At 59.4% G+C, this 22,940-nt stretch carries 21 protein-coding genes; 16 read left to right on the top strand and 5 right to left on the bottom strand.

What is annotated here, in order from left to right:
• Window positions 1-32: 32 nt before the first annotated feature.
• The 7 genes from AC1RAC_RS25065 (at window position 33) to AC1RAC_RS25035 (ending at window position 7,297) form a co-directional block, all read left to right on the top strand.
• Entirely contained in the window at window positions 33-434 is a 402-nt protein-coding gene (locus AC1RAC_RS25065) for a cytochrome c (protein ID WP_082430503.1), read from the top strand.
• A gap of 79 nt (window positions 435-513) precedes the next feature.
• Window positions 514-1,014, top strand: a complete 501-nt coding sequence (locus AC1RAC_RS25060; protein WP_054922254.1) for a sigma-70 family RNA polymerase sigma factor — start codon at window positions 514-516, stop codon at window positions 1,012-1,014.
• A gap of 26 nt (window positions 1,015-1,040) precedes the next feature.
• The gene (locus tag AC1RAC_RS25055) at window positions 1,041-1,991 is read left to right on the top strand and encodes a FecR family protein (RefSeq protein ID WP_236454845.1); all 951 of its coding nucleotides are present in this window, start codon (window positions 1,041-1,043) and stop codon (window positions 1,989-1,991) included.
• Window positions 1,992-2,088: 97 nt separating this feature from the next.
• Window positions 2,089-4,482, top strand: a complete 2,394-nt coding sequence (locus AC1RAC_RS25050; RefSeq protein ID WP_492617075.1) for a TonB-dependent siderophore receptor — start codon at window positions 2,089-2,091, stop codon at window positions 4,480-4,482.
• A gap of 245 nt (window positions 4,483-4,727) precedes the next feature.
• Window positions 4,728-5,744: a type III secretion effector protein gene (locus AC1RAC_RS25045; RefSeq protein WP_169918900.1), complete on the top strand. Its 1,017-nt coding sequence runs from the start codon at window positions 4,728-4,730 to the stop codon at window positions 5,742-5,744.
• A 292-nt stretch (window positions 5,745-6,036) separates the two neighbouring features.
• On the top strand, window positions 6,037-6,213 hold the full coding sequence (locus tag AC1RAC_RS25040) for a type III secretion effector protein (protein WP_080757665.1): 177 nt from the start codon (window positions 6,037-6,039) through the stop codon (window positions 6,211-6,213).
• 421 nt (window positions 6,214-6,634) lie between these two features.
• A complete protein-coding gene (locus AC1RAC_RS25035; RefSeq protein WP_230633825.1) occupies window positions 6,635-7,297 on the top strand; it encodes a type III secretion effector protein in 663 nt (220 codons plus the stop codon).
• A gap of 9 nt (window positions 7,298-7,306) precedes the next feature.
• On the opposite strand, the gene AC1RAC_RS25030 is transcribed toward AC1RAC_RS25035, so the two are convergent.
• On the bottom strand, window positions 7,307-8,458 hold the full coding sequence (locus AC1RAC_RS25030) for an MFS transporter (protein ID WP_034125817.1): 1,152 nt from the start codon (window positions 8,456-8,458) through the stop codon (window positions 7,307-7,309).
• 360 nt (window positions 8,459-8,818) lie between these two features.
• On the opposite strand from AC1RAC_RS25030, the gene AC1RAC_RS25025 reads away from it, so the two are divergent.
• From AC1RAC_RS25025 to AC1RAC_RS25005, 5 genes are all read left to right on the top strand, one after another.
• Window positions 8,819-9,805 (top strand): diaminopimelate epimerase, encoded by a 987-nt coding sequence (locus AC1RAC_RS25025; RefSeq protein ID WP_072448703.1) that lies wholly within the window; start codon window positions 8,819-8,821, stop codon window positions 9,803-9,805.
• A gap of 285 nt (window positions 9,806-10,090) precedes the next feature.
• A complete protein-coding gene (gene tssI, locus AC1RAC_RS25020) occupies window positions 10,091-11,986 on the top strand; it encodes a type VI secretion system tip protein TssI/VgrG (RefSeq protein WP_492617074.1) in 1,896 nt (631 codons plus the stop codon).
• A complete protein-coding gene (locus AC1RAC_RS25015) occupies window positions 11,986-12,822 on the top strand; it encodes a DUF4123 domain-containing protein (protein WP_492617073.1) in 837 nt (278 codons plus the stop codon). Before tssI ends, AC1RAC_RS25015 begins: the two co-directional genes overlap by 1 nt.
• A complete protein-coding gene (locus tag AC1RAC_RS25010; RefSeq protein WP_371262642.1) occupies window positions 12,815-13,594 on the top strand; it encodes a hypothetical protein in 780 nt (259 codons plus the stop codon). The genes AC1RAC_RS25015 and AC1RAC_RS25010 overlap by 8 nt, the downstream gene beginning before the upstream one ends.
• Window positions 13,595-13,607: 13 nt before the next feature.
• Complete coding sequence (locus AC1RAC_RS25005) at window positions 13,608-15,758, top strand: lipase family protein (protein ID WP_492617072.1); 2,151 nt, start codon at window positions 13,608-13,610, stop codon at window positions 15,756-15,758.
• A gap of 9 nt (window positions 15,759-15,767) precedes the next feature.
• Here the strand turns inward: AC1RAC_RS25005 and codA are convergent, their stop codons facing one another.
• The 4 genes from codA to AC1RAC_RS24985 all read right to left on the bottom strand — a co-directional run bounded on the left by codA (window position 15,768) and on the right by AC1RAC_RS24985 (window position 20,189).
• Window positions 15,768-17,003, bottom strand: a complete 1,236-nt coding sequence (gene codA / locus AC1RAC_RS25000; RefSeq protein ID WP_259038714.1) for a cytosine deaminase — start codon at window positions 17,001-17,003, stop codon at window positions 15,768-15,770.
• Between the two features lie 48 nt (window positions 17,004-17,051).
• The gene (gene codB / locus AC1RAC_RS24995; RefSeq protein ID WP_054898236.1) at window positions 17,052-18,320 is read right to left on the bottom strand and encodes a cytosine permease; all 1,269 of its coding nucleotides are present in this window, start codon (window positions 18,318-18,320) and stop codon (window positions 17,052-17,054) included.
• A gap of 335 nt (window positions 18,321-18,655) precedes the next feature.
• Window positions 18,656-19,012: a 6-carboxytetrahydropterin synthase QueD gene (gene queD / locus AC1RAC_RS24990; protein WP_003190259.1), complete on the bottom strand. Its 357-nt coding sequence runs from the start codon at window positions 19,010-19,012 to the stop codon at window positions 18,656-18,658.
• Between the two features lie 97 nt (window positions 19,013-19,109).
• Window positions 19,110-20,189: a patatin-like phospholipase domain-containing protein gene (locus AC1RAC_RS24985; RefSeq protein WP_054922297.1), complete on the bottom strand. Its 1,080-nt coding sequence runs from the start codon at window positions 20,187-20,189 to the stop codon at window positions 19,110-19,112.
• A gap of 158 nt (window positions 20,190-20,347) precedes the next feature.
• Here AC1RAC_RS24985 and AC1RAC_RS24980 point away from each other — a divergent pair, with 158 nt between their 5' ends.
• Genes AC1RAC_RS24980 through AC1RAC_RS24965 form a run of 4 tightly spaced genes read left to right on the top strand, consistent with a single transcriptional unit; the run spans window position 20,348 to window position 22,939 of the window.
• Window positions 20,348-20,650, top strand: coding sequence for a PepSY domain-containing protein (locus tag AC1RAC_RS24980; protein ID WP_054898803.1), 303 nt, complete (start codon window positions 20,348-20,350; stop codon window positions 20,648-20,650).
• Window positions 20,650-20,961, top strand: a complete 312-nt coding sequence (locus AC1RAC_RS24975; RefSeq protein WP_003190266.1) for a PepSY domain-containing protein — start codon at window positions 20,650-20,652, stop codon at window positions 20,959-20,961. Before AC1RAC_RS24980 ends, AC1RAC_RS24975 begins: the two co-directional genes overlap by 1 nt.
• On the top strand, window positions 20,961-21,629 hold the full coding sequence (locus AC1RAC_RS24970) for a response regulator transcription factor (RefSeq protein WP_034125807.1): 669 nt from the start codon (window positions 20,961-20,963) through the stop codon (window positions 21,627-21,629). Before AC1RAC_RS24975 ends, AC1RAC_RS24970 begins: the two co-directional genes overlap by 1 nt.
• Entirely contained in the window at window positions 21,626-22,939 is a 1,314-nt protein-coding gene (locus AC1RAC_RS24965) for a sensor histidine kinase (protein WP_014717944.1), read from the top strand. Before AC1RAC_RS24970 ends, AC1RAC_RS24965 begins: the two co-directional genes overlap by 4 nt.
• The last annotated feature ends 1 nt before the right edge of the window (window position 22,940 follow it).

Here is a 22,940-nt window from a genome sequence, read left to right as displayed (position 1 = left end):
TGAAAATAAAGGGCAATACAGGAAGCGATGGAATGCATGCGTGGGCCGTTACCCGATGGATGAAACTATTACTCAGCGGCGTAGTGGCCGCTTTATCACTGGCTCAGACAGCCTTGTGCGTCGCGGAAAACAGCAATGGTAAAACGCTGTATCTGCAGCGCTGTGCTGTGTGCCACGGGCCCGGTATCAAAGGCACGGGGCCATTGGCAAAAAAAAGTAATCCGCCAACCCCCGACCTGACAACTGCCACCTTCAAGAAACGACTCCATGATTATCCGGGCGTTATCGTCTCCTCGGTCATCCTTCGCCCCAATGGCAACCTGATCCCCAAGACGCTGCAAGACAACGGCGTAAAGATCGCGCCACATGCCTGGAGCGTTAAAGACTTTCGCGATTTGCATCAATACATGAGTGAGGTCATTTCAAACAAATAGTGGGTGGGCGATGAGCAGCAATTGCCCCACTTAATAGGAAGCATTACTATTCACGTCCCGCCTCCCCAGTGCTCTCGCGATGACTCCTCAGCCGCCCCGCAGAACAGGCTTTTTCGAGCACTACGAAGAGTTGATCGGCACCTGGACGCGCCGCCTGAGAAACCGTCAGCAAGCCGAAGACCTGGCGCACGACACCTTCGTGCGGGTGCTTGAGTGCGCTGCCTGCGAGGTAGCGCAGCCACGCGCCTACCTGCATCAAACCGCGCGCAATATTGCGGTGGATGCCTACCGCCGCGAAGACCGCCGCGAGGCGTTGACGCTGCAGGCGGCTGATCACAGCACGCCTCACAGTAGCGACCCGGAGCATTACATGCACGCGATCCAGTTGGCCGACGCCATCGAGCGGGCGCTGGCCGAGTTGCCGCTCAACTGTCGCAGGATTTTCATCTGGCAAAAGATCGAAGGGCTCACCCAGCAGGAAATCGCCACACGCCTGGGGCTGTCTAAAAACATGGTGGAAAAGTATATGATCCGCACCCTGCGGCATCTGCGTGATCGTCTGGATGCGAGCGCGCCATGACCGGCTTTGAAACAGGATCTTCCACGATGGATAACCGTGTCCGTGATGAGGCCGCGCAGTGGTTTGTACGCCTGCAAGACGGCCCATTGAGCGCCCAGGAACGCCAACGTTTCGATGCCTGGCGCAGGTCGCAGCCCGCGCATCAATACGAAATCGATGTGCTGCAAGGGTTATGGAGTGCGACGGATTTGCTGCCCAAGGCCCGCTTGCAGGCGCTGGGCGATGCGCCGACCGAGCGCCTTGGACGGCGTGCGCTGATGCGTTATGCCGTGGCCGCCAGTGTGGTCGCCGTTGCAGTGGGCCTGGGTGCGTACAGCGGTCTGGGGCAGCCAAAGCCCTACAATGCCGAATTCAGCACGCGGTTAGGCGAGCATCGTCAGGTGACCTTGCCTGACGGTTCCGTGATGGACCTCAACAGCCGCAGCGTGGTCGCGGTTCATTACGAAAAGGGCCGTCGGGGCGTAGAGCTCAAGCAGGGCGAGGCGATGTTCAGCGTGCAGCATGACGCCGGGCGCCCGTTTGTGGTCGCAGCCGGGGCAGGGCAGGTGACCGTCACCGGCACGCGCTTTGATGTACGTCGGGAGGCGGACCAGACCCGCGTGGCGGTCGAAGCCGGCACGGTCAAGGTGCAGGGCCGGGCATCCGATCACATCGTCACGCTCACCGCCGGGCGTGGCACCCATGTCGATCCCCAAGGCCAAGTGGCGGCGGCCTACGCGGTGAACCCTGAAGAACTGACCGCGTGGCGCAACGGTAAACTGGTGTTCAACAACGCCACCTTGGTCGACGTGGCGCGGGAAGTGTCGCGCTACCGCGAGCAACCGCTGCGGGTCAGTACGGCAGCGGTGGGCAATCTGCGCTTGACCAGTGTCTTCAACTCCAGCGATACCGATGCCTTGCTCAAGGCCTTGCCCCACATCCTGCCGGTCGCCTTGCGCACTCTGCCGGACGGTAGCCAGGAAATTATTTCGCGCTGACATTCAGGTTTTTTTCGAGTTCTTCGTCTTCTCCTGCAACTGCAACTGGTTTGCATTAACGGCCGCGCATGCTTGCGATCACAGGACTAGGTTCGACGTGAAAAAACTTGCCCCCCACAACAATAAAATTTCCCGCTGGGCGCCCTTGGCCCTGGCCGTTGCCATCAGTACCGCACAGGCTGCCGAGGGTATCCACATTCGTGCGCAATCCCTCGGCGCAGCCTTGAGCCAATTGGGCCAGCAGACCTCGCTGCAAGTGTTCTTCAGCCCCGATATGGTTGCTGGCAAGCAAGCTCCTGCGGTCGATGGCAATCTCTCGCCCGAACAAGCCCTGCGGCAATTACTGCAAGGCAGTGGCCTGGATTACCAGATTGACGCCGGCTCCGTGACCTTGCGTCCGGTGAGCCGCGGCACCCGTGAAGCGGGCTCACCGCTGGAACTGGGGGTCACCGATATCAAGGTGGTGGGCGACTGGCTTGCCGACGCCGATGCCGAAGTGGTGCAGAACCATCCCGGCGCACGCACCGTCATTCGACGCGAAGCCATGGTAGAGCAGGGCGCGATGAACATCGGTGACGTCCTGCGCCGCGTGCCTGGCGTGCAAGTGCAGGAATCCAACGGCACCGGTGGCAGTGATATTTCCCTCAACGTCGGCGTACGCGGCCTGACCTCGCGCCTGTCACCGCGCTCCACCGTGCTGATTGACGGCGTACCGGCTGCGTTCGCTCCTTACGGCCAGCCACAGCTGTCGATGGCGCCGATTTCTGCCGGTAACCTGGAAAGTATCGACGTTGTCCGCGGTGCGGGTTCGGTGCGTTATGGGCCACAGAACGTCGGCGGCGTGATCAACTTCGTGACCCGTGCGATCCCGCAAGACTTCTCCGGTGAAGTCGGCACCACCCTGCAAACGTCTGCCCACGGTGGCTGGAAGCATGTAGAGAATGCCTTTATCGGTGGCACGGCCGACAACGGTATCGGCGCCGCGCTGCTGTACTCCGGGGTCAACGGTAACGGTTACCGCAACAGCAACAACGGCAACGACATCGATGATGTGATCTTCAAAACCCACTGGGCGCCGACCGATCAAGACGATTTCTCGCTGAACTTCCACTATTACGATGCCAGCGCCGATATGCCCGGCGGCCTGACCCAGAAGCAGTTCGATGCCAACCCGTACCAATCGGTGCGTGACTGGGACAACTTCAGCGGGCGCCGCAAGGACGTGTCGTTCAAGTACATCCGCCAGATCGACGACCGCACCCAGGCCGAAGTGCTGACTTACTATTCCGACAGTTTCCGTGGCAGCAACATTGCCAACCGCGATCTCAAGACCCTCAGCTCCTACCCGCGCACCTACTACACCTTCGGCATCGAGCCGCGTGTGTCCCATGTGTTTGACCTGGGGCCCAGTACCCAGGAAGTCAGTGTGGGGTATCGCTACCTCAAAGAAGGCATGCACGAGGAGGCCACCAGCCTGAACCTGGTCAACAACGTACCGACGCCGGGCGGGCAGAGCGACGGTCACGTGTATCAGGACCGCACGGGGGGCACTGAAGCCAACGCCTTCTATATCGATAACAAAATCGATATTGGCAAATGGACCATCACCCCGGGCATTCGCTTTGAAGATATCCGTACCGAATGGCATGACCGCCCGGTCGTTGCCCTGAACGGCAAGCGTACCGAGGAAAAACGCCGCGAGGTCCACAACAACGAACCGCTGCCGGCGCTGAGCGTGATGTACCACGTGTCTGACGCCTGGAAACTGTTCGCCAACTACGAAACCTCCTTCGGCAGCCTGCAGTATTTCCAACTCGGCCAGGGCGGTACCGGCGACCAGACGGCCAACGGCCTGAACCCGGAAAAGGCCAAGACCTACGAGGTCGGTACGCGCTACAACGACAGCGTCTGGGGCGGCGAAGTGACGCTGTTCTACATCGACTTCTCGGATGAACTGCAATACGTCAGCAATGACGTGGGCTGGACCAACCTCGGCGCCACCAAGCACAGCGGCATCGAAGCATCCGCCCATTACGACCTGTCCAACCTCGACCCGCGCCTCGACGGCCTGACCGCCAACGCGGGCTTCACCTACACCAAGGCCACCTCCGAAGGTGATGTGCCGTTCAAGGGCCGTGACCTGCCACTGTATTCCCGCCAAGTGGCGACCCTGGGCCTGCGTTACGACGTCAACCACTGGACCCACAACCTGGACGTCTATGCCCAGTCCGGCCAGCGTGCGCCCGGCACCGGCACCACCTATATCACCCAAGGCTCTGCTGATGGCCAATACGGTGATATCCCCGGGTATGTCTCGGTCAACCTGCGCAGCGGCTACGACTTTGGCGCGCAACTGTCGAACCTGAAACTGGGCGTGGGCGTGAAGAATGTCTTCGACCAGCAGCATTACACACGCTCTAGCGACAACAATGCAGGGTTGTACCTGGGTGAGCCTCGCACGTTCTTCCTACAGGCAAGCGTAGGGTTTTGAGCTTTAGCCGATGAAGAAAAATCGCGATCTCAAAGGTCGCGATTTTTTTTTGGCCCGGGCCAGGGGCACCGCCCATTCATCGCGAGAAGATCGCCGCTGTCCAAGCTGTTTCCTACACCTTGATCACATATTGTTGCTGGATCAGGAACTGATTCCGACGCAAAACCACACATGGGAAAGCTGGTGGGCTTCGACATTGCGTTGGAGCGACAAGCTGAAAATCGCCCACTGTCATGGAGAAACTTATGTCGGTATCGATGTTGGATACACCCGTCTCTGCTTCAGCAACGTCTGACCTTCCACCGGCCAAGGTCGACATTAAAGTCGCTAACGAGGCTGCGGCTGCGCGTTCTTTCAATGGCCAGAATGCTGCCCATGTTAATTTCCAATCCAGGGAGAACAAGGACGGGCCGGTATTTGGTAGTCCTCAGGCGCCGACCACCGCGGCTGACGCGCATGGGCGTCACCACAGCCCGCAGGGGGCGCAGAGTTTGCTGAGCCAATTCAAGCAGTGGGTCGGTCATTGCTTCAGCGGACATCGGCCGCCCACGCATCCTGGTTGTGAACATCGGCCGCCAAGGCCGAACCCAGGTTGCAGCAACCCGCCCCCCAGACCGAATCCTATTGAGAGCAATCCTCCACCACGACCGGACCCCACCGCAGGTCGACCGTATCCGCCCGCCCCCGGCAGGCCGGATCCGCAGTACGCGTTGAAGAACCGCGAAGAGTTGGCCCAACAACTGCTCGACAACTTCAATGCCTTCAGAGACCCGAAGAAGCCTGGCTACGTCAGCGTTGACAGCATTCTTGCGATGGCGAAAAGAGGGTGGTCGCCTAATCCCGTCATGAACGAGAACATCCGCCTGGCCAATGAGCTGCTACGACGTCCGGAACTGATGGCAGCGATGGATAGGCACAGTTCCACCGGCGCCCTGGATGGTCTTATCGACCGGCAAAAACTGAATATGGTGATCAAAGGAGAGAACTACTTCAAGTACAAGACTGACAAGGAACTGGCCGGTGAGCTGCTTGATCATTTCGACGAGTTGAAGAAAAGGAGCGGGGGCTCAAGCCTGAAAATCAGCGAACTGAAAGAGTGGGCGCGCAAGCCGCTCACTGGCGATGCAGCCAAGGATCATCTGATTCAGTTATCCCAGGAAATACTCACGCGCAGTGACGTGCTCGAAAAAATGGATAACCACCTCAGTAAAGACGGCGATGGGAAGATCAGCCGTAGAGGGCTGTACTCGTTGTCCCGCTGACCGCTCTTGCGGCGCCACCTTTTTGAGGTGGCGCCAGTTTTATATGTTTCAAGGAACGAATTATTCCCGGTTGCCACATAGGTGGTACCTGCGGTAGTGATTTGGCATGCCGTTTTTTCAGCTTTCGAATGAGGGAAAACATATGACTTCAACCTCGTTTAATTCCCCCAAACCTGGCCCTCTCGAGCTTTTGCGCAACACCCAGCAAGCGAGTCTGGCAATGCCAGAGGAGTGCGCAGCGTCGCAAAGTCTTCCCTTTGAGTCGACCGAATATGAGGCCGAGGCGCGGCGCATGAAGGCGTATGCCGGCGAGCGCAAATTCCAGGCGCCCGTTTCGGATGATTTTTCCCGGGGCCTGCTGGCGGAGTTGCAGACGCCGGGGGCCGGTGGCGATTCATTGAAAGACACCGGCTTGATCAACAGCCTGGCAGGCTGGTGGCGTAGGCGAAAGCTGGATGAGGGTGGTTGACCACGGTTTTACATATTGTCATTGGTATTAGCCTTTTACTCGGAACTGTCGAGCCCATCCAACCACACATGAGGTACCTGCCTGAGGAGAGTCTATTCGTTGATTTTGCCCATCACGGCACAGACCACCCAGCGGATATGCATCTGAAAAGAGTTGGAGAAAACCCATGACAATTAAGGGTGCAGTACCTTCCGGCCGGCCGCTTCCTCCCGACAGGCTGGCCGCACAATCAACCACTCCACCACCGGTCTGCCAATCTGAAACCTGGTATGAAGCCCCATCCGCGCCCTCGGCTGGAGGCTCGCACAAACCCTTTCTCTTGCGTGGGACCTTATCCGCTCTGCGCTATCGAGACTTGCAGAACCCCCCTGTTGAGCGGGCCAGGGGTTCCCTGCCAAGTGCAACTACAAAGGATAGCCAGTTGGCAAAGGCCTTGGAAAAATCCTTCGGCGCGGTGCACCCGTTTCTGAATGACGGGCGCTTGACTTGGACGTCCTTGAAGCGGATCGCTGCTCAACCGACGGGTGAAAACGAGGTGTTGGACAACGCGATCCAGGTCGTCAGAGAAATTCTCAAACGCCCTCGGCTAAGCGACGCTATCTTCAGCCGTGATGGCGATATCACACGTGACAGCCTCAGTGCGGCTGCCCAGACCTTGCAGGGCAACAGCTCTCCAAGTGTTTTCAGCCAGGATCCGTTTCATGCCCAAAGCAATGCACAGGTGGTGCAAGCGCTGCAAAGCCAGTTTGCGCACCTGCGAGACGAGACCATGGATCGAACCTATCTCTTTGAAACGCATCAGTACGTTGAAATAGCCAAGCTTCGGTCGGTTATGCAAGACCCGTATGAGGTAGATCAACACGGCGCGCCTGTGCTGGATACGTCTACAGGCATGCCCAGGTCCCAATACAGCGAGCTCAGTGTCTACACAGCGAAGAATATTCTTGACCGTCCGGGTTTGCTGTCGTCATTACAGCGAGCCAATGGCACACGACTGTTTGGCCCGCCTCATAAGGACGGTTGGCTCAGCAACAAAAGCCTCGAACGTTGGCGGGAGCAGGACGATGCTCGCAAAGCGCGTTGAAGCTTGGACTCATACCTTGAGGATTTTTCCACTGATGGCTACTGCCGCCAGCAATACCGCGATCAGGATGAACGCAGTACTCAAGCTGCTGCCATGGGCGATAAAGCCAATCATGGCGGGGCCGGCGAGAATCCCGGCGTAGCCCAATGTGGTGATGGCAGGCACTGCGATGTGCTCTGGCATCACCGTTTGCTTACCCACGGCGGTATACAGTACCGGTACGATATTCGAACACCCTGCACCCACCAGCGCGTAGCCGAGCAGCGCCGTTTCCCACGTTGGCAATAGGGTCGCGAGGAGCAAGCCGGCACAGGCCAGCGCGCCACCGATCACGATTACGCGAGTGGGGCCCAGGCGTCGAACAATGGCATCGCCGGTCAGGCGTCCAGCAGTCATGGTCAAGGCAAATGCCGCGTACCCCAGGCCGGCGTAAGCCTCATCCAGGCCGCGCTCGGCGCTGAGGAACACAGCACTCCAATCCAGCACGGCACCTTCAGCCAGGAATACGATGAAACACAGGCAACCGATAAACAACACCACGCCATGGGGCACTGCAAATGCCGGTCCCGAGCTTTTGCTGCCATAAGGCAACAAATGCGGTGCGGCTTTCAACAGCGCCGCCACCGTGATAACGACGACCACCAGAGTCGCCTGCAATGGCGACAGGCCCAGCCCCAGCAAGCCCGCAACCCCCGCTGCGCCGACAATGCCCCCCAGGCTGAACAACCCGTGAAAGCCCGACATCATGGTTTTGCCACTGGCGCGCTCAACGATCACCGCTTGCAGGTTGACGGTGGAGTCCACGGTGCCCAGGCCCGCGCCAAACAGGAATAACCCCGCGATCAACAGCGGGATCGAACTGACAGTGGCCAGCATCGGCAGGGCCAGGCAGATCATCAGCGTCCCTGCGGTGAGCACGCGTCGGCAGCCAAAGCGAGATGCCAGCACGCCCGCAGCGGGCATCGCGATGATCGACCCCACCCCCAGGCACAACAACAGCAGGCCAAGGGTGCCTTCATTCAGATTTGCACGCGCCTTTGCGTACGGCACCAAAGGTGCCCAGGCGGCGATACCGAAACCTGCGATAAAAAAAGCGATGCGGGTCGACATCTGCTCCAGCCGCCCGGGAACCACGGGGGCAGGGGTGGGAATGGCAGTCATGAAAAATCCTTGGTTTGGCGTTCAACGAACGATGTCCGGCGCGACATCCTTGCACATCAGGCCCTCTCGAGCGAGCTGGGTTCCTTTTGTTATCAGGATTAAAAGCGCAGATTGCGAGCATTTTTTTTACAAAAAATGGAACGCTTTGGCGTGGGGTAACCACGTAGGAATGGTCGAACCTGTAGGAGGTGGTCCGGAAGGTGTGTACTCCCTGCAGGAGTGGCTGAACCCCAGGTTCTTGCAGTGGCTTACTGCCTTTGCGCCCACCTCCCACAGATCGACCGTTCTGTAATACGCTGCTGTCCCGATGGTCGATAAGTGAGCGGACGAACCGATGAAAAATCTCTGGCTGGCGTGGTCATGACTCGGTTCTACGATGCACGCGGAAATATCTATGGGGTGGTCAGCCCGGCCCATTTGCGCGGTCTGGGTATCGATGTGCCCGACAACGCCCGCTTGGCTGCAAGCACGCGCGAGATGTGGGCCGCATCGGCCATTGCGTCCGAATGTGGCTGGGGTGCATTACCACCACCGACCGGTGCAAAGGCGTATCGCTGTGATGGTTTGTTAGTCGGGCCATTTCAAGCACGGCCACCGTTTGATCTGCTGATCATCAATACCGACAGTTCTCTCGCCGAACGCAGTGGTAATGGCCTGACCATTTTTGCCCAGGCGTTAACCGACCAGGGGTTAATGGTGCACGGTAGCGAGTTGCGGGTGTATCACGATAAGCCGGATGCGGTATCGCCCGTGATCACCTATGTCGAGCCGGCGAAGCATGAACAGGTGCCAGGCTTCTGGCTGGCGTTGGGCAGGCCCGAGTTTGGCCCCTTGGCGGTGGGGGCGGTCGGTGTGAGCCCTGTGGTCGCGGCACATCATGAATTCAGCCGCGTGGCGGCATTGGCGTCGATCAATGCGCAATGGGGAAACAGCCAATTTGTCCGGATAGGCAACCCTCATTGTGTGACGCTGGTTGAGCATGTGTCGGCGTTGCCGGTTAATGACACGATGCACCAGTTGGCACTTTTCAATCGGTTGAAGGCCATCGCTTTTGCACCGCCGGCAGGGTGCGGGCAACTCTGTGTTGGCGGGGTCAACCTGCAATGGGTTGCTCGAGACGCTGGCAATCGAGTCATCGCGCGCGTATTTGAGCGAGGAGAGGGGCCTACGGCGTCTTCGGGGACCAGCGCCAGCGCAGTAGCATGCGCGGCATGGCGCGCGGGTTGGATTGAGGGTGACGACGTAACGGTGGTGATGCCGGGTGGCACGGCGCCAGTGCGATTGCAGACCGAGTCTGGAAATGTGCTGAGTGTGAGTCTTTTCGGGACGGCGCGACTAATTATGTAGATCTCGGAACAGCAGGTGCCTTGAATTAGTGTCAGTCGTTTCCTTAAAGCTTAGTTGTAAATAGACAAGCAACAGTCCGCGTTTTCTGTTTGTTATGGAAAGTATTAATATTTTGTAAAAAGACACTTCCATCCTCGTTGTACGAAACTTCTTTTTTATTCGGTGCGGGCCGAAAATCGCCTGAAATCGCTAAGCTTGAGCATGTTCAGGTGCTTTTTTTCCAATCCAGTTGGCGTTGGCGAAAGAGAGTCGTTCAATCGAAAAGTTGATGGCGGGTAACAAAGGATGGTTAACAAGTTTCTTTCGTCATGTTTCAAATTGATCCTTTCAGAAATAAATACAGATCTTCAGGTAGTAGCGTTCAAAGGCAGCGAAGCCCTCGATCAACCTTACTTCATACAGGTGCAGTTAGTCAGCGAAGATCCTTCTCTTGACCTGGAGGCATTGCTTCATAAACCCGCCTATCTGGACTTCGGGGAAGCAGGGCAGGGCCTGCATGGGCACGTCTACGCCATCGGTCGGGACGATCCCGGTGCGCGACTCACCCGTTATCACATCACGCTGGCTCCACGTCTGGCATCCCTTGCCCATCGTTGCGACCAGCGGATTTTCCAGCAGCGCAGCGTACCGCAGATCATTGCGACGGTCCTCGAACACCACGGCATCTTCTCTGACGCCTATGCCTTTGAACTCGGGCCGGTGGTGTATCCGCCACGCGCGTTTTGCGTGCAGTACAGGGAGTCCGACCTGCATTTTATCCAGCGGCTGTGTGAAGAGGAGGGCATCCACTATCACTTTCGTCACAGCGTGGACAATCATCTGCTGGTGTTCGGTGATGACCAGACAGTATTTCGACGGTTGCCGGTGCAGCGGTATTGCTCGTCGCCTGATCCGGTGCTCCAGAGCCGTGTTGTACAGCGCTTCGACCTGCGATTGGAGACGCGCAGCCGGCGCACTGTACGCCGTGACTATGACTTCGAGCACCCTTCATTTCGCCTGCAAAAAGAGGCCGGTGCCGTGCAGGCGCAAACTTTGGAAGACTATGCCTACCCTGCCGGTTTTAAGGGGCATGCGCGCGGCGCGCAGCTGGCGCGACGCGGCCTGGAGCGTCACCAGCGTGATCGCCACAGGGTGTTGGGCAAGAGCGATCAGCCGGCATTGTGCAGTGGTCACTTCCTTGAGCTATGTGATCACCCCGACCCACTCTGCAACGATTTATGGCTGCTGACTTCGGTGCGTCATGAGGGTTACCAGCCGCAGGTGTTGGAGGAGTCGATGGTTGAAGCCAGTGGATTCCAGGGCTATCGCAACCGATTCACCGCGACACCCTGGCGTGCAGTGCATCGACCGGCCCTCAAGCATCCCAGGCCAACGATCAGTGGCAGCCAGACCGCGACGGTAACCGGGCCTGCGGGCGAAGACGTGCATTGCGATGCCTATGGTCGGGTGAGGGTGCGCTTTCATTGGGATCGTGTGGACAACCGCGAGGGGGCGAGCAGTTGCTGGCTGCGCGTGGCGTCCGGTTGGGCGGGGGACGGGTTTGGTGCCATGGTGATTCCACGGGTAGGCATGGAAGTGCTGGTGAGCTTTCTGGAGGGCGACCCGGACCACCCTCTCGTTACGGGTTGCCTGCCCAATGCATCACACCTGCCAGCCTATCCCTTGCCGCAGCACAAGACACGCAGCGTGCTGCGTAGCCGCAGTTCACCGAATGGTGGAGGGGCTAACGAGCTGCACGTTGAAGATCGACGCGGCGAAGAGCTCATCTACCTGCACGCCCAGCGTGACTTGGAACAACGGGTGGGTCATGACAGTCGCCTGGAGGTAGAGGGCGATAGCCTGACTCGCGTTGGCCAGAATCTGGTGATCGAAGCTGGGCAGCGGGTTCACCTCAAGGCCGGTGCCAGCCTGGTCATTGAGGCCGGTGCGCAACTGAGCTTGATGGCTGGCGGGGAACACTTGGTGATGCAAGCGGGCAGTATCTCAAGCAGCAGGCCCCTTACCCAGGCCGGTTCGTCGGTCGCAAACAGTTCGGCGAGCCTGGCTTTGTTCGCTGGCGCGCAGTTGTCGGCAGTGCAAAGCGTCGTCATGGACTTGGCCAGGCAACTTGACGCGGACTTTTGCCCCCTGTGCGAGCGCTGTCGCGAAGGCCTGTGCGATATCACGCAGAGGGCGGCTTGATGGACAGCTTGCCCCGTCGTTGGATGGCCCAACAGCTGCAGAACGGGCACCGATTGTGCCTGATAGTGGAAGGTGGCCACGAGGCTCGCCAGCCTCTATTGGCAGGTTGCGCCCCGTCGCACTATTGCAATCTCTATAGCGATACCGCCGCGGCGGAGCTGGCGAGTTCTGGCCCGATCATCCTCTTGCTTGAGCAGATCAATGAACCCGCCCTGGCTGATCTGTTGCAACACCCCGAGTCAAACTGGGGGTGGCTCGCGAGCTTGTCGGCTACCGACTTGACGGATGTGGCGCGCCATTGGCGCGAAAGGCTCCTGACAGGGCCGGAGGGCCAGCAGGCGCTTTACCGCATTCACGACAACCGCACCTTGGCCCGCGCCCTGGCCTATCTGGCCAAAGAGCATTGGCCGGTCTACCTCGGGCCGCTGATCAGTGTGTGCTATTGGCACGAAGGCCATTGGTGCCATCACGAAAACCCTGCACCGGGCGATTACCCAGCGCCTCGGCTCCCGCCTTGGCTCGATACACCCAATCCCCAGGCCGAAGCCATCCTGAACGCCAATATCCTGCGTTACCTGTTGGCGGAACACAGTGAAGACCTGGCGGCATTGGTCGAATTCCAAGACCCAAGGATTTGGCTGGCCCAGGTACTGGCGCAGGCGCGCGCCTGGCAATGGCGGGAGCCGGAGAAGCTCGAATTTCTGGTGGTGCGTCGTTTGGCAGAGGCGACCCGAAGCAGTGTTATCCATTGGCAGCCGAGGGCCGGCGAGGCGCCAGGGGAGCATTTTGAACGAGTGGTGGAGCAGTGGCACAGGGAGGTAGGGAAAGGTGAATAGGTGGATAGGGTGGGTGTTGCTGGTTGTTGCGGCTGCGTGGCTTTCGGGGTGTACGGGGAGGACGGTGGAGCGTTTTACATTGGAGGTGGATTTGCCGGCGCAATTTGAACTTAAAACGGCTGCGAACTACCGGCCCGCAACGGGTGAGACCTGCACCTTGCCTCGGCGGCGAGGCAAAAGACCTGAGCGAAAAGTCTTTTTTACAGACTACAAGCCTGTGGCGAGCAGTGTGAGTTATGAGTTGCCACTGACTGAAACGGTAGACGGTTGTCCATTGGTCCTGCGCAGTGTGGAATTTGACTTCTATGCGAAGTGGGGGACACGGAGTACGGATGTGGGCGGGAATTTCGGGAGTATTTCCATTCGAGACCGTTTGGAGGCCGAGCTACCTGGGATGCCCGACTCGGGTGTGCAGGAAATACTTGGGCAATGTAAGTGGCACTTTCGGACCGTAGGGCCTTTGCATGCGATTAGAAAACTCCTGATCTGCAATTCATTGGATTCGATGGGTAACTTGCAAGAGTCGCGGGTAGGGGGCGTGGCGCAACGGCCGCAATTACCGGGGAAAAAGCTGAGGCTGGTGCTATCTGTCAGTGAGGATGAGTTACCTGCCTTTGATGATAGATGGGTAGCTGTGCCGGGTGGATGGCGGCGATGCAGAGGCAAGAGTTTCGAAGACCTTTTTGCATATTGCGCAGGTAACACCACGGACTTTAAACCCATAAAAATGCCGGACGGGCGCATATGCGACGTCTATCCAACATGCAAGTAACAAGGACGAATTCATGAAGCTGGATGCATGGAAGCAAGCTTTTTTCAGTGAACGAATGCCTGCTTGCGCATTGAAAGGGCACTGGGTAAGTTTTCGTTTGGTCGATATGGCAGGCAATGGAAAAGCCTATGGCGGACTGCCATTTTCGGTCCATGACAGTTCAGGGAGACAGTACGTCGGTAAATTGAATGGCGAGGGTTTTGCCAGGCTGCAAGATTTCTACTGCGGCCCTGTTGTTCTCATGTTGGATGATTTGTATAGCGGGACTGAGGAGCCGTACTACCAGCTAAGAACGCGCCGAACGTACAAACTGCCTATCACCGAACTTCAAATTCGCGCTGAGCGAACTTTTTTTGGTAGTGCTGGCGGCAGACGCGTTGAGGGGGGGCCTGCCTACCAAGAAGCGGATGGGTTTTATCAGGTTGAAGTAAGCGATTTGGTACGCCATAGCGCTCATTTGCCCCGACCTGCTTCGTCAGCTTTGCGTCCCAAGCGCCATGCACTGAAAATGTTGGCCGATCTGGGCTTCGGCCCGCCTCAGCCTTCATTGGTGGGTATCGTACTGTTCCCCAACAAGCACACCGTTCTGGAAGTGCGACCACTACGGGCCTTACGCCCCATCTTATCCACCGAAGACGGCTTCTGCGCCCTTAACCTATACCAACTGGCATTGTTTGCTGCGTTGAGTTACTGCGATTTTGGACAGGCCCCCGCCGAAAAACCATTAGACGAAGTCCGGTTTCCGTTGGATCCGAGCGTTGGAAATTTATTCGCTGAACAGCTTTCGGTGTATCACGAAGCCTGGCGAATTGATCCGAAGCAATCACACCGTTTTTACCCGATCTACGAAGATATCCCTTACTCCCAACGCTTCGAAATCCTGCCGTTCGATCCCGTGTTGTATCCCCAAAATCGCCCGGAACGAAACGAAGAGCAGGAGCATCCCGCACGTTTGCACTTTTTCGATGATGAAAAATTCGGTACTGACACCCAGGCCTTCATCACCCACCACGATGAAGTCATCCTGATCTCTGTGCGAGGAACGGTCAGCCGTGCCGACGCATTACGTGACGCCGACGCCCATCAGGTGGCCTTCGAAGGCGGTGTTGGAAAAGCCCACGATGGTTTTTACCAGGCCTATCGGGCGCTGCGTAATTTCGTATTGCAATATCTTGATCAGTTTCACACCGGCCAGCGCATCGTAATGTGCGGCCACAGCCTCGGCGGCGCCATAGCACTGCTGTTGGCAGAAGGACTGCGCCGAACCCCAGACGCCCATTACAACATCCTGCTCTACACCTACGGCGCTCCCCGCGCCGCCGACTCTGAATTTACCGCCGGTGCCTCTTCCCTGGTCCACCACCGCATCGTCAACCACAACGACCCCGTCCCCAGCGTCCCGGCGCCCTGGATGAATACCACCGCCAAGCTCTGGATTCCCGGGGCCATCACACTATTCAGCAACCCCGTACCCGGTGGCCTGTTGTTCGCCGCAGGGCTGGTGCGCGTGGGCGGCAACCCCTATCGGCATCATGGCGAGCAATATCATTTCATGCCGATCACGCTCCCGGATGGCAGCCATTCTTCGGTGTTATGGAAACCTGGCTGTGAATCCCTCCAAGAAGCGGGTTGCAACCGCGCATTGCAACTGCAGGGCGACATGCCCGACCGCGATAATGTGCTGAGGCAGCTGTTTCAAGCCGACCAGCACTTCATGACCACCAGCTACATCCCCGCGGCGTGGGCGACATTGCGCCGCTGGCAACAAACCCTGGAGAGTGAGGGCTCGTTGGTGACCCAGAGGGAATTCGAGCTGCTCGACCGGGCCTTTGAAGACATGCGCGAGCAACTACGGGCCAAGCGGCGTGAACTTGCTCTGCGGCGCCCTGCCAATGATCGTAGCCATGAACCTACTGATGCCTTGAACGCAGAGATCGACCGTTTGCACACCAGCCGCGAGCGCTTGGCAAGCCTGCGCTGGCGTCGCCTGCAAGCCCGCGATGTCTACGGCAGCCATGCCTCTTCTGCACGTCTGCAAGCGAGCCTCAAGCGTTGGTTCCGCCATCGCGAGAATCGTGAGCCGGCCCAATTCACCAGCGTCCCGCCGCCTTCCCACGATGAACAGGCACGGGTGCAAACGTTGGACATCGACTCAGTCGTCTAACCCACGCGATTACATAAACTCTACCTGTGCCGGTTGCCGTTTCATCAGTACCTTGCCGTTGCGAATCGAGTACAACGGCAGGCCCTGGCTACGTATGACTTCGTAGTCGCTGTCGGCCGACAGGATCAGCAGGTTGGCCGGGCGACCTGCTTGCAACCCATAACGATCGTCCAGGGCCATGGCTTTGGCACTGTTGTCCGTGACCAGGTCCAGGGCGTTTTGCAAATTGCGGTAACCGAGCATATGGCAGATGTGCAGACCGGCCTCCAGTACTCGCAGAATGTTGCCGTTACCCAGCGGGTACCAGGGATCGACGATGGAATCCTGGCCGAAACACACGTTCATGCCGGCCTCAAGCAGTTCGTTCACACGGGTGACACCACGGCGTTTCGGGAAGTTGTCGAAGCGGCCCTGCAGGTGGATGCTTTCGGTGGGGCACGAGACAAAGCTGATGCCAGAGTGCCCTAGCAGGCGAAACAGCTTGGCGCAGTAAGCATTGTCGTAGGAACCCATGGCGGTGGTATGGCTGGCGGTCACGCGGGCACCCATGTCGCGGCTGCGGGCTTCTTCCGCGAGGACTTCGAGAAAGCGTGAGTGGGGGTCATCGGTTTCGTCACAGTGCACGTCCACCAGGCAGCCAGTACGCTCGGCCAGATCCATGAGGAACTTCACCGAACTCACGCCTTGGTCGCGGGTGTATTCGAAGTGGGGGATGCCACCGATCACATCGGCACCCAGGCGAATGGCTTCTTCCATCAACTCGCGACCATTGCGGAAGGACTCGATGCCTTCCTGGGGGAAGGCGACGATTTGCAGGTCGATCAGGTGGGTACTCTCTTCACGTACCTCCAGCAGGGCCTTGAGTGCGGTGAGGTCCGGGTCGGTGACGTCGACATGGGTGCGCACATGCTGGATGCCATGGGCGGCGAGCGCCTGAATGGTTTTTTTGGCCCGGGCCTTGGTGTCTTCCAGAGTAATGGTGGCCTTGCGTTCGCCCCAGCACTCGATGCCTTCAAACAGCGTACCGCTCATGTTCCAGCGCGGCTCGCCGGCGGTGAGGGTGGCGTCGAGGTGGATGTGGGGCTCGACAAAGGGCGGTATGACCAGGTTGCCGGCGGCGTCCAAGTCGCCGGCCATCAGTGTGGGCGCTCCGGTTTGCGCAGTGATGCTGGCGATCCGGCCATTTTCCAGGTGCAGATCATGCAGGCCTTCACGGTTGCGCAGGCGGGCATTGATGATGTGCATGGGCAAGTTCCTCTTGGCTAAAAAATCAGGCAGACAGCCGCCAGATCCTCAGGACGATACCGATGTCCAGGCGGTCATGGCGCGTAGTATGGCGCTGAGCAGCACATAGGTCAGCGATGCGGCAAAAATTCCCACCAACGGCGCGACCCACGGCGAGTTGAACGCGACCACGGTACCCACCCCATACGCGATCAGACCTGGCCAATTGAATGCCGGTAAGTGAGCCTCTGCCAAGCGCGGATATTGGCCGCGATAGCGATAGAAGAAGTCCGCCATGATCACGCCCCCTATCGGCGGGATGACCGTGCCCAGCAGGATCAGGTACGGCACCAACAGGTCGTACATGCCGAACAAGGCGAGCAGGGTGCCGATCACCGCGCCGGCCAGGGTCACGCTCTTGCGACGCTGGGTACGCAGCAGGTTGCAACCGGCGACGGCGAAGTTGTAGATGGTGTTGTCCTGGGTGCTCCAGATATTGAGCAGCAACATCGCCATCGCCGCCGTGGCGAAACCTTGCAGCAGCAAGACTTCCACTACATCCGGTTGCTGATAGACGATGGCGCCATAGGCCCCGATCAGCACCATCAAACCATTGCCGACAAAAAAACCGATCAGACTGGCCCACACCGCAACCTTGGCCGAGCGCGAAAACCTCGTCCAGTTGGTGGCCTGGGTTGCCCCGCTGACAAAGGTCCCGAACACCAGGGTGATGGCGGTGGACAAGTCCAGCTCAGCGCTGGGCACCACCGCCAGCAGCCCCTCCAGCCCGCCGACCTTTACAGTGGCGACCCACATCGACAGCAGCAACAGGAGCCCCATGGCCGGCACCGCGATGTAGGACAGGATTTCCAAGCCGCGATACCCCACGTAGGCGGTGGCGCAGAACAGTAAGCCAAATACCACCATCAGCCCCAGCACACTGCCCTGGCTCAATTGGAAATACTTGCCCAATACCACCGCAGCCGTGGCCGTGCCCCAGGCATACCAGCCGATCTGGGTAAAACCGAGGATCAAGTCACTGAGCTTGCTGCCCACTTCGCCAAAGCAGAAACGCCCCATCAACACCGAGTTCAAGCCGCTCTTGAACGCGATGTAACCCAAGCCTGCGGCGTAGATACCCAACAACAGGTTACCCAGGGCCACGACGCCGAGCATGTCGATGAAGCTGAACGCCACCCCCAGCTTGCCGCCGGCGAACATGGTCGCGGTAAAAAAGGTGAACCCCAGCAACACCATGGCCGTAGAGGCCAGACCCTTGCGCGCGTGCAAGGGGACTTCGCTGAGAGGGTAGTCGTTGCCGGGGTCTTGTTGCGTCATGGGGGCTGCTCCCTGAGTGGTGACCCAGGTCGTGTGCATCCTGCGTGCCAATGCAGGTGCAGGCAGGTATGCGCTGACGGAGTAAGCCCTTTATAAGGCCGCCTCCTCCCAATCAGCGCAAAAGCAGTGCAGCGGTGAGCCAAACTGGCTCAGTCGATCGGCGTCTGTGCGGGTTTTCCTAATGGATCAGCCCGCCGCTTCGAAAAAAAACACCTACAGTTGGCAATGCCAGCCAATTAAGAGCTAGAGCGAACAAACAGTGACCTGTGGCGAGGGAGCAAGCTCCCTCGCCACAGTGACATTCCCCGCAGGTGGTCTTTTCAACACTCGATCACTTACTCGCCGCGATAAATGCACCCACTGGTGCAGGTCTCGTGGATACGGATCGCACTGAGTTCCGGCAACAAGGGTTTCAGTTCATTCCAGATCCACTTGGCCAGCACTTCGCTGGTGGGGTTTTCAAGGCCGGGAATGTCGTTGAGGTAGTTGTGGTCGAGGCGTTCATAGAGCGGCTTGAAAATCGCCTTGATCTCCGAGAAGTCGCGAATCCAGCCGGTATGGGGATCCAGGTCGCCGCTCAGGTGGATGGCCACCTTGAACGAATGCCCATGCAGGCGCCCGCATTTGTGGCCTTCCGGTACGTGGGGCAGGCGGTGGGCGGATTCGAATGTAAATTCCTTGAAGATTTCCACAGTGTTTTCAGCTCGGTCAGGTGTCTGGCAGGCGGCGAGTTTAACAGCTTGATCAACCTCTGCGCATACCGCCCCTCGGCCGCAGGCGCCCATGCGGTCAAAGGGCTAGCAAACGGTCGCCGAGCTTGCCGTTATCCGCCAATGCCAAAAACTCATCCCCCAGCCGTTGGCTCTCGCTCATGGCAGCTTGCCAATATTTGTTACGGCCAGGGTCATCGCCCATAAAGCGCTTGAAGTCGCTGCGGTCTGGCAGCTTGCCGTGGGGCAGGCGGGCCAGGTAGTCCCTGGACGGCGCCAGCAGTAACACATCCTGCAAGCCTTGCTGGTTGCTGCGTCGCCATGGCAGGCCCTTGTCGAACCAGCCGGGGATGACCCGGTCGGTAAAGTGCGGGTACAGCACGATGTCATCGCCGTGGTAGGGCAGGTCGAGGTGGTAGTCCAGCAGGCCGCCGTCGCGGTAGGTGCCGGCCCCGGCCCCAGGCAGGTCGCGTACGCCTTGCATGACCATGGGGATCGACCCGGACGCGAGCAACGCCTGGCGCAGGTTGCCCACGTCCAGGGTGAGAAAGCGCGAGGGGAAATCCTTCAGGGGGTGTACAGGGGGCGCCTGGCGCGGGTCGTGGATGATCAGCCGCTCGAAATGCCGCGACAGCCGTGCGCGGCCCCGCAGGTTATCGGCAATCACCGATGACAGGCCCAGCCCCAGCCGCCCACGGTGGTCATCGGCGAGCAAACCGTGGCTCTTGACCACCATGATGTTCAGCCGATAGTCGGGGTTGTCCAGCACCCGCGCATCGCGCCCGGCCAGCAGGTCGTCGAGCATGCGTTGGCAGCTCTGGCTGACTTGCGCCATGGTCACGCCTTTGGCAAAGCGCTGCTCGTTGTACAGCCGGCCCAGGTCGAGCAAACCTTGCACCGGGTCGGGCAGGCAGGCGCTGGCAAACCGCCAGGAGCCAATGGACGCGCCGATCAGCGCACGCTCGCGCGGCGCACGGGGCAACCAATCACCGAACAGCGCCAGGTCGAGCCCTTGGATACCCAGGGCCTTGGGGCCGCCAGCCGCCCCGGGGAGGATACCGACGTCGGCAGGCGCAAGGCCCTGCTCGCGGATGCGGGTGATGGCGCGTTTACCGGCCTTGAGGGTCAAGGCCGGGAACTTGATATGGATGGCTGTCATACCGGTCTCTGTTGAGGCGAGCGGGGCAGTATAGGAAATCTCGCAGGCAGTGGGAAAAATGGCTTGACTGGAATTGCCATGGTGGCAATTCAGTTTCAGTTAAGTTGCAGGGCGTACGGTGGCCGATGTAGGAAAACATCATGTAACGGAGACTTATCATGAAGCGCCTCACTGCCCTGGGCGCCGCCGCTATCATCCTCGTTACGGCGACCCCGGCCGCCGCCGTGGACCCCGACAAGCCACTGATCGTGCCGGCCACTGTTACAATTGTCGCTTTCGATCAGTTGGAAGCCACGGCCCTGGCCCTTCACCCTGGTTCGACGCTGCTGGACACCGATCTGGATGAGGAATACGGCAAGTACGTCTATGAAGTCGAGCTACGAGATACCGACGGCATTGAATGGGATGTTGAATTGAACGCGCTCACCGGGCAGGTTCTCAAGAATCATCAGGATACGTAATGAAGGTAAATTTACGCGTCGGCAGTCGCGTGGCGCTGGTGCTCATGGTGTTTTGTTCCAGCCTCGCGGCCCGCGACCTCAACCAGGACGAAGCCCTGGCCCTGCGCCAACAAGGCGTCATCCTGCCATTGGAACAGCTGTTGCAGCAGGCCATGGCGCGATACCCCGGCTCACGGCTGCTGGAAGCCGAACTGGAAAAGAAACACGGGCAATACGCCTATGAAGTGGAACTGGTGACCACCGAGGGCGTGGTGCGCGAGATCAAGCTGGATGCCACCAATGGCGACCTGATCAAAGATGAGGAAGACTGATGCGCCTGCTCCTGGTGGAAGACAACGTGCCCCTGGCCGACGAACTGATGGCCGGCCTGCAGCGCCAGGGCTACGCGGTCGACTGGCTGGCCGATGGCCGCGACGCCGTGTATCAGGGACGCAGCGAGCCGTATGACTTGATCATCCTCGACCTTGGCTTGCCCGGTTTACCCGGGCTTGAAGTGCTGGCGCAATGGCGCGCCGCCTCGTTGGCCATACCAGTGCTGATCCTCACGGCCCGCGATTCCTGGGCCGAGCGTATCGAAGGGCTCAAGGCCGGCGCCGATGATTACCTGAGCAAACCCTTTCACCCTGAAGAGCTGTACCTGCGCATCCAGTCGCTGCTGCGCCGCTCCCACGGCCAGACGAACCAGCCCACCCTGCAAGCTGCCGGTCTGCATTTGGATGAAGGGCGCCAGTGCGTGCTACGTGACGGCGCCGAGATCCAGCTGACGGCTGCCGAGTTTCGTTTGTTGCGCTATTTCATGCTGCATCCCGAACAGATCCTGTCCAAAAGCCACCTGGCCGAACACTTGTATGACGGTGAGACCGAGCGCGACTCAAATGTACTTGAGGTACACGTCAACCACCTGCGACGCAAATTGGGCCGCAGTGTGATCGAGACCCGGCGCGGCCAGGGCTACCGTTTCGGCGCCACCCCGGCATGAGGTCGATCCAGCGGCGCTTGAGCCTGGGGTTGATCAGCGTGATGGTGATTGTCGGCGTGGTGCTGGCGCAAACCAGCCTGTGGTTGTTCGAGGCGGGTTTGCAACGCTACCTTGAAGCGGGCTTGCGCAACGACAGCGAAAACCTGCTGGTGGCGCTGGTGCGTGGGCCCAACGGCGTGCAGTTGGATGAGCAACGCCTGTCGCCAGCGTACCAGCGGCCGTTTTCCGGGCATTACTTTCGTATCGACTTTGCCGATGTGCATTGGCGCTCCCGTTCATTGTGGGACCAGGAACTGCCCCGGCTCCCGGTGGCGGGGCTCAAGGGCAACCTGCAACTGGGGCCCGAAGGCCAGCAACTGTTGGTGCTGCGCTCGGACTACAAGCGCTTCGGCCAATCGATTTCCATCAGCGTGGCCCAGGACTACACGCCTGTGCGCGAAAGCTTTCGCCTGATGCGCCAGGTCGGCCTGGTGATGGGGCTGGCGGCGCTGCTGTTGGTGCTGATCCTGCAACGGGTCACCGTGCGCCGTGCCCTGCGCCCCCTGGAGACCGCACGCAACCAGATCGCCCAACTGCAACAAGGCCAGCGTTCGCAACTCGACACCCAAGTGCCGCTTGAGCTGGAGCCACTGGTGGCGCAGATTAACCACCTGTTGGCGCACACCGAAGACAGCCTCAAGCGCTCTCGCAACGCCCTCGGCAACCTGGGGCATGCGCTGAAAACCCCGCTGGCGGTGTTGTTGAGCGCGGCCTCCAGTGACGCGCTCAAGGATCATCCGCAACTGAGCCAGTTGCTGCGCGAGCAATTGGAGCAGGTGCAGCAGCGCCTCAACCGTGAACTCAACCGTGCGCGCCTGGCGGGCGATGCCTTGCCGGGCGCGTTGTTTGACTGTGAACAAGAGCTGCCCGGTTTACTGGCCACCCTGCGCATGATCCACGGCGAACACCTGGACCTCAGCTATCAGGTGGCGCCGGGCCTGCAACTGCCCTGGGACCGGGAAGACCTGCTGGAACTGCTGGGCAATCTGTTGGACAACGCCTGTAAATGGGCGGACGCCGAGGTACGCCTGAGCGTCAGCGAGACGCCCCAGGGCTATCGGCTGGCGGTGGAAGACGACGGCCCCGGCATTCCCGAGGCCCAGCGCGACCAAGTGTTCAGCCGTGGCGCACGCCTTGATGAGCAAAGGGTTGGCCATGGCCTGGGTTTGGGGATCGTGCGGGACATCGTTGAGGTGTGGGGCGGGGTGTTGCAACTGCAAGAGAGCGAGCTGGGTGGGCTCAAGGTATTGATCCAGTTGCCACGCCGCTGAC

The sequence above is a fragment of the Pseudomonas sp. GW823-FHT02F05 genome (assembly GCF_058797315.1).
The sequence above is the reverse complement of the archived record's forward strand: the minus strand, read 5'-3'. Positions and strand labels throughout refer to the sequence as shown.

What these genes read in the sequence shown, in the direction of transcription:
- AC1RAC_RS25005 (WP_492617072.1), top strand. Translation starts at nt 13,608, where the DNA reads ATGAAGCTGGATGCATGGAAGCAAGCTTTTTTCAGTGAACGAATGCCT.
- AC1RAC_RS24975 (WP_003190266.1), top strand. Translation starts at nt 20,650, where the DNA reads ATGAAGGTAAATTTACGCGTCGGCAGTCGCGTGGCGCTGGTGCTCATG.
- AC1RAC_RS24965 (WP_014717944.1), top strand. Translation starts at nt 21,626, where the DNA reads ATGAGGTCGATCCAGCGGCGCTTGAGCCTGGGGTTGATCAGCGTGATG.
- codB (WP_054898236.1), bottom strand. Translation starts at nt 18,320, where the DNA reads ATGACGCAACAAGACCCCGGCAACGACTACCCTCTCAGCGAAGTCCCC.
- codA (WP_259038714.1), bottom strand. Translation starts at nt 17,003, where the DNA reads ATGCACATCATCAATGCCCGCCTGCGCAACCGTGAAGGCCTGCATGAT.
- AC1RAC_RS24970 (WP_034125807.1), top strand. Translation starts at nt 20,961, where the DNA reads ATGCGCCTGCTCCTGGTGGAAGACAACGTGCCCCTGGCCGACGAACTG.
- AC1RAC_RS25030 (WP_034125817.1), bottom strand. Translation starts at nt 8,458, where the DNA reads ATGACTGCCATTCCCACCCCTGCCCCCGTGGTTCCCGGGCGGCTGGAG.
- AC1RAC_RS25065 (WP_082430503.1), top strand. Translation starts at nt 33, where the DNA reads ATGCATGCGTGGGCCGTTACCCGATGGATGAAACTATTACTCAGCGGC.
- AC1RAC_RS25060 (WP_054922254.1), top strand. Translation starts at nt 514, where the DNA reads ATGACTCCTCAGCCGCCCCGCAGAACAGGCTTTTTCGAGCACTACGAA.
- AC1RAC_RS25015 (WP_492617073.1), top strand. Translation starts at nt 11,986, where the DNA reads ATGGACAGCTTGCCCCGTCGTTGGATGGCCCAACAGCTGCAGAACGGG.
- tssI (WP_492617074.1), top strand. Translation starts at nt 10,091, where the DNA reads ATGGTTAACAAGTTTCTTTCGTCATGTTTCAAATTGATCCTTTCAGAA.
- AC1RAC_RS24985 (WP_054922297.1), bottom strand. Translation starts at nt 20,189, where the DNA reads ATGACAGCCATCCATATCAAGTTCCCGGCCTTGACCCTCAAGGCCGGT.
- AC1RAC_RS24980 (WP_054898803.1), top strand. Translation starts at nt 20,348, where the DNA reads ATGAAGCGCCTCACTGCCCTGGGCGCCGCCGCTATCATCCTCGTTACG.
- AC1RAC_RS25045 (WP_169918900.1), top strand. Translation starts at nt 4,728, where the DNA reads ATGTCGGTATCGATGTTGGATACACCCGTCTCTGCTTCAGCAACGTCT.
- AC1RAC_RS25055 (WP_236454845.1), top strand. Translation starts at nt 1,041, where the DNA reads ATGGATAACCGTGTCCGTGATGAGGCCGCGCAGTGGTTTGTACGCCTG.
- AC1RAC_RS25040 (WP_080757665.1), top strand. Translation starts at nt 6,037, where the DNA reads ATGAAGGCGTATGCCGGCGAGCGCAAATTCCAGGCGCCCGTTTCGGAT.
- AC1RAC_RS25025 (WP_072448703.1), top strand. Translation starts at nt 8,819, where the DNA reads ATGACTCGGTTCTACGATGCACGCGGAAATATCTATGGGGTGGTCAGC.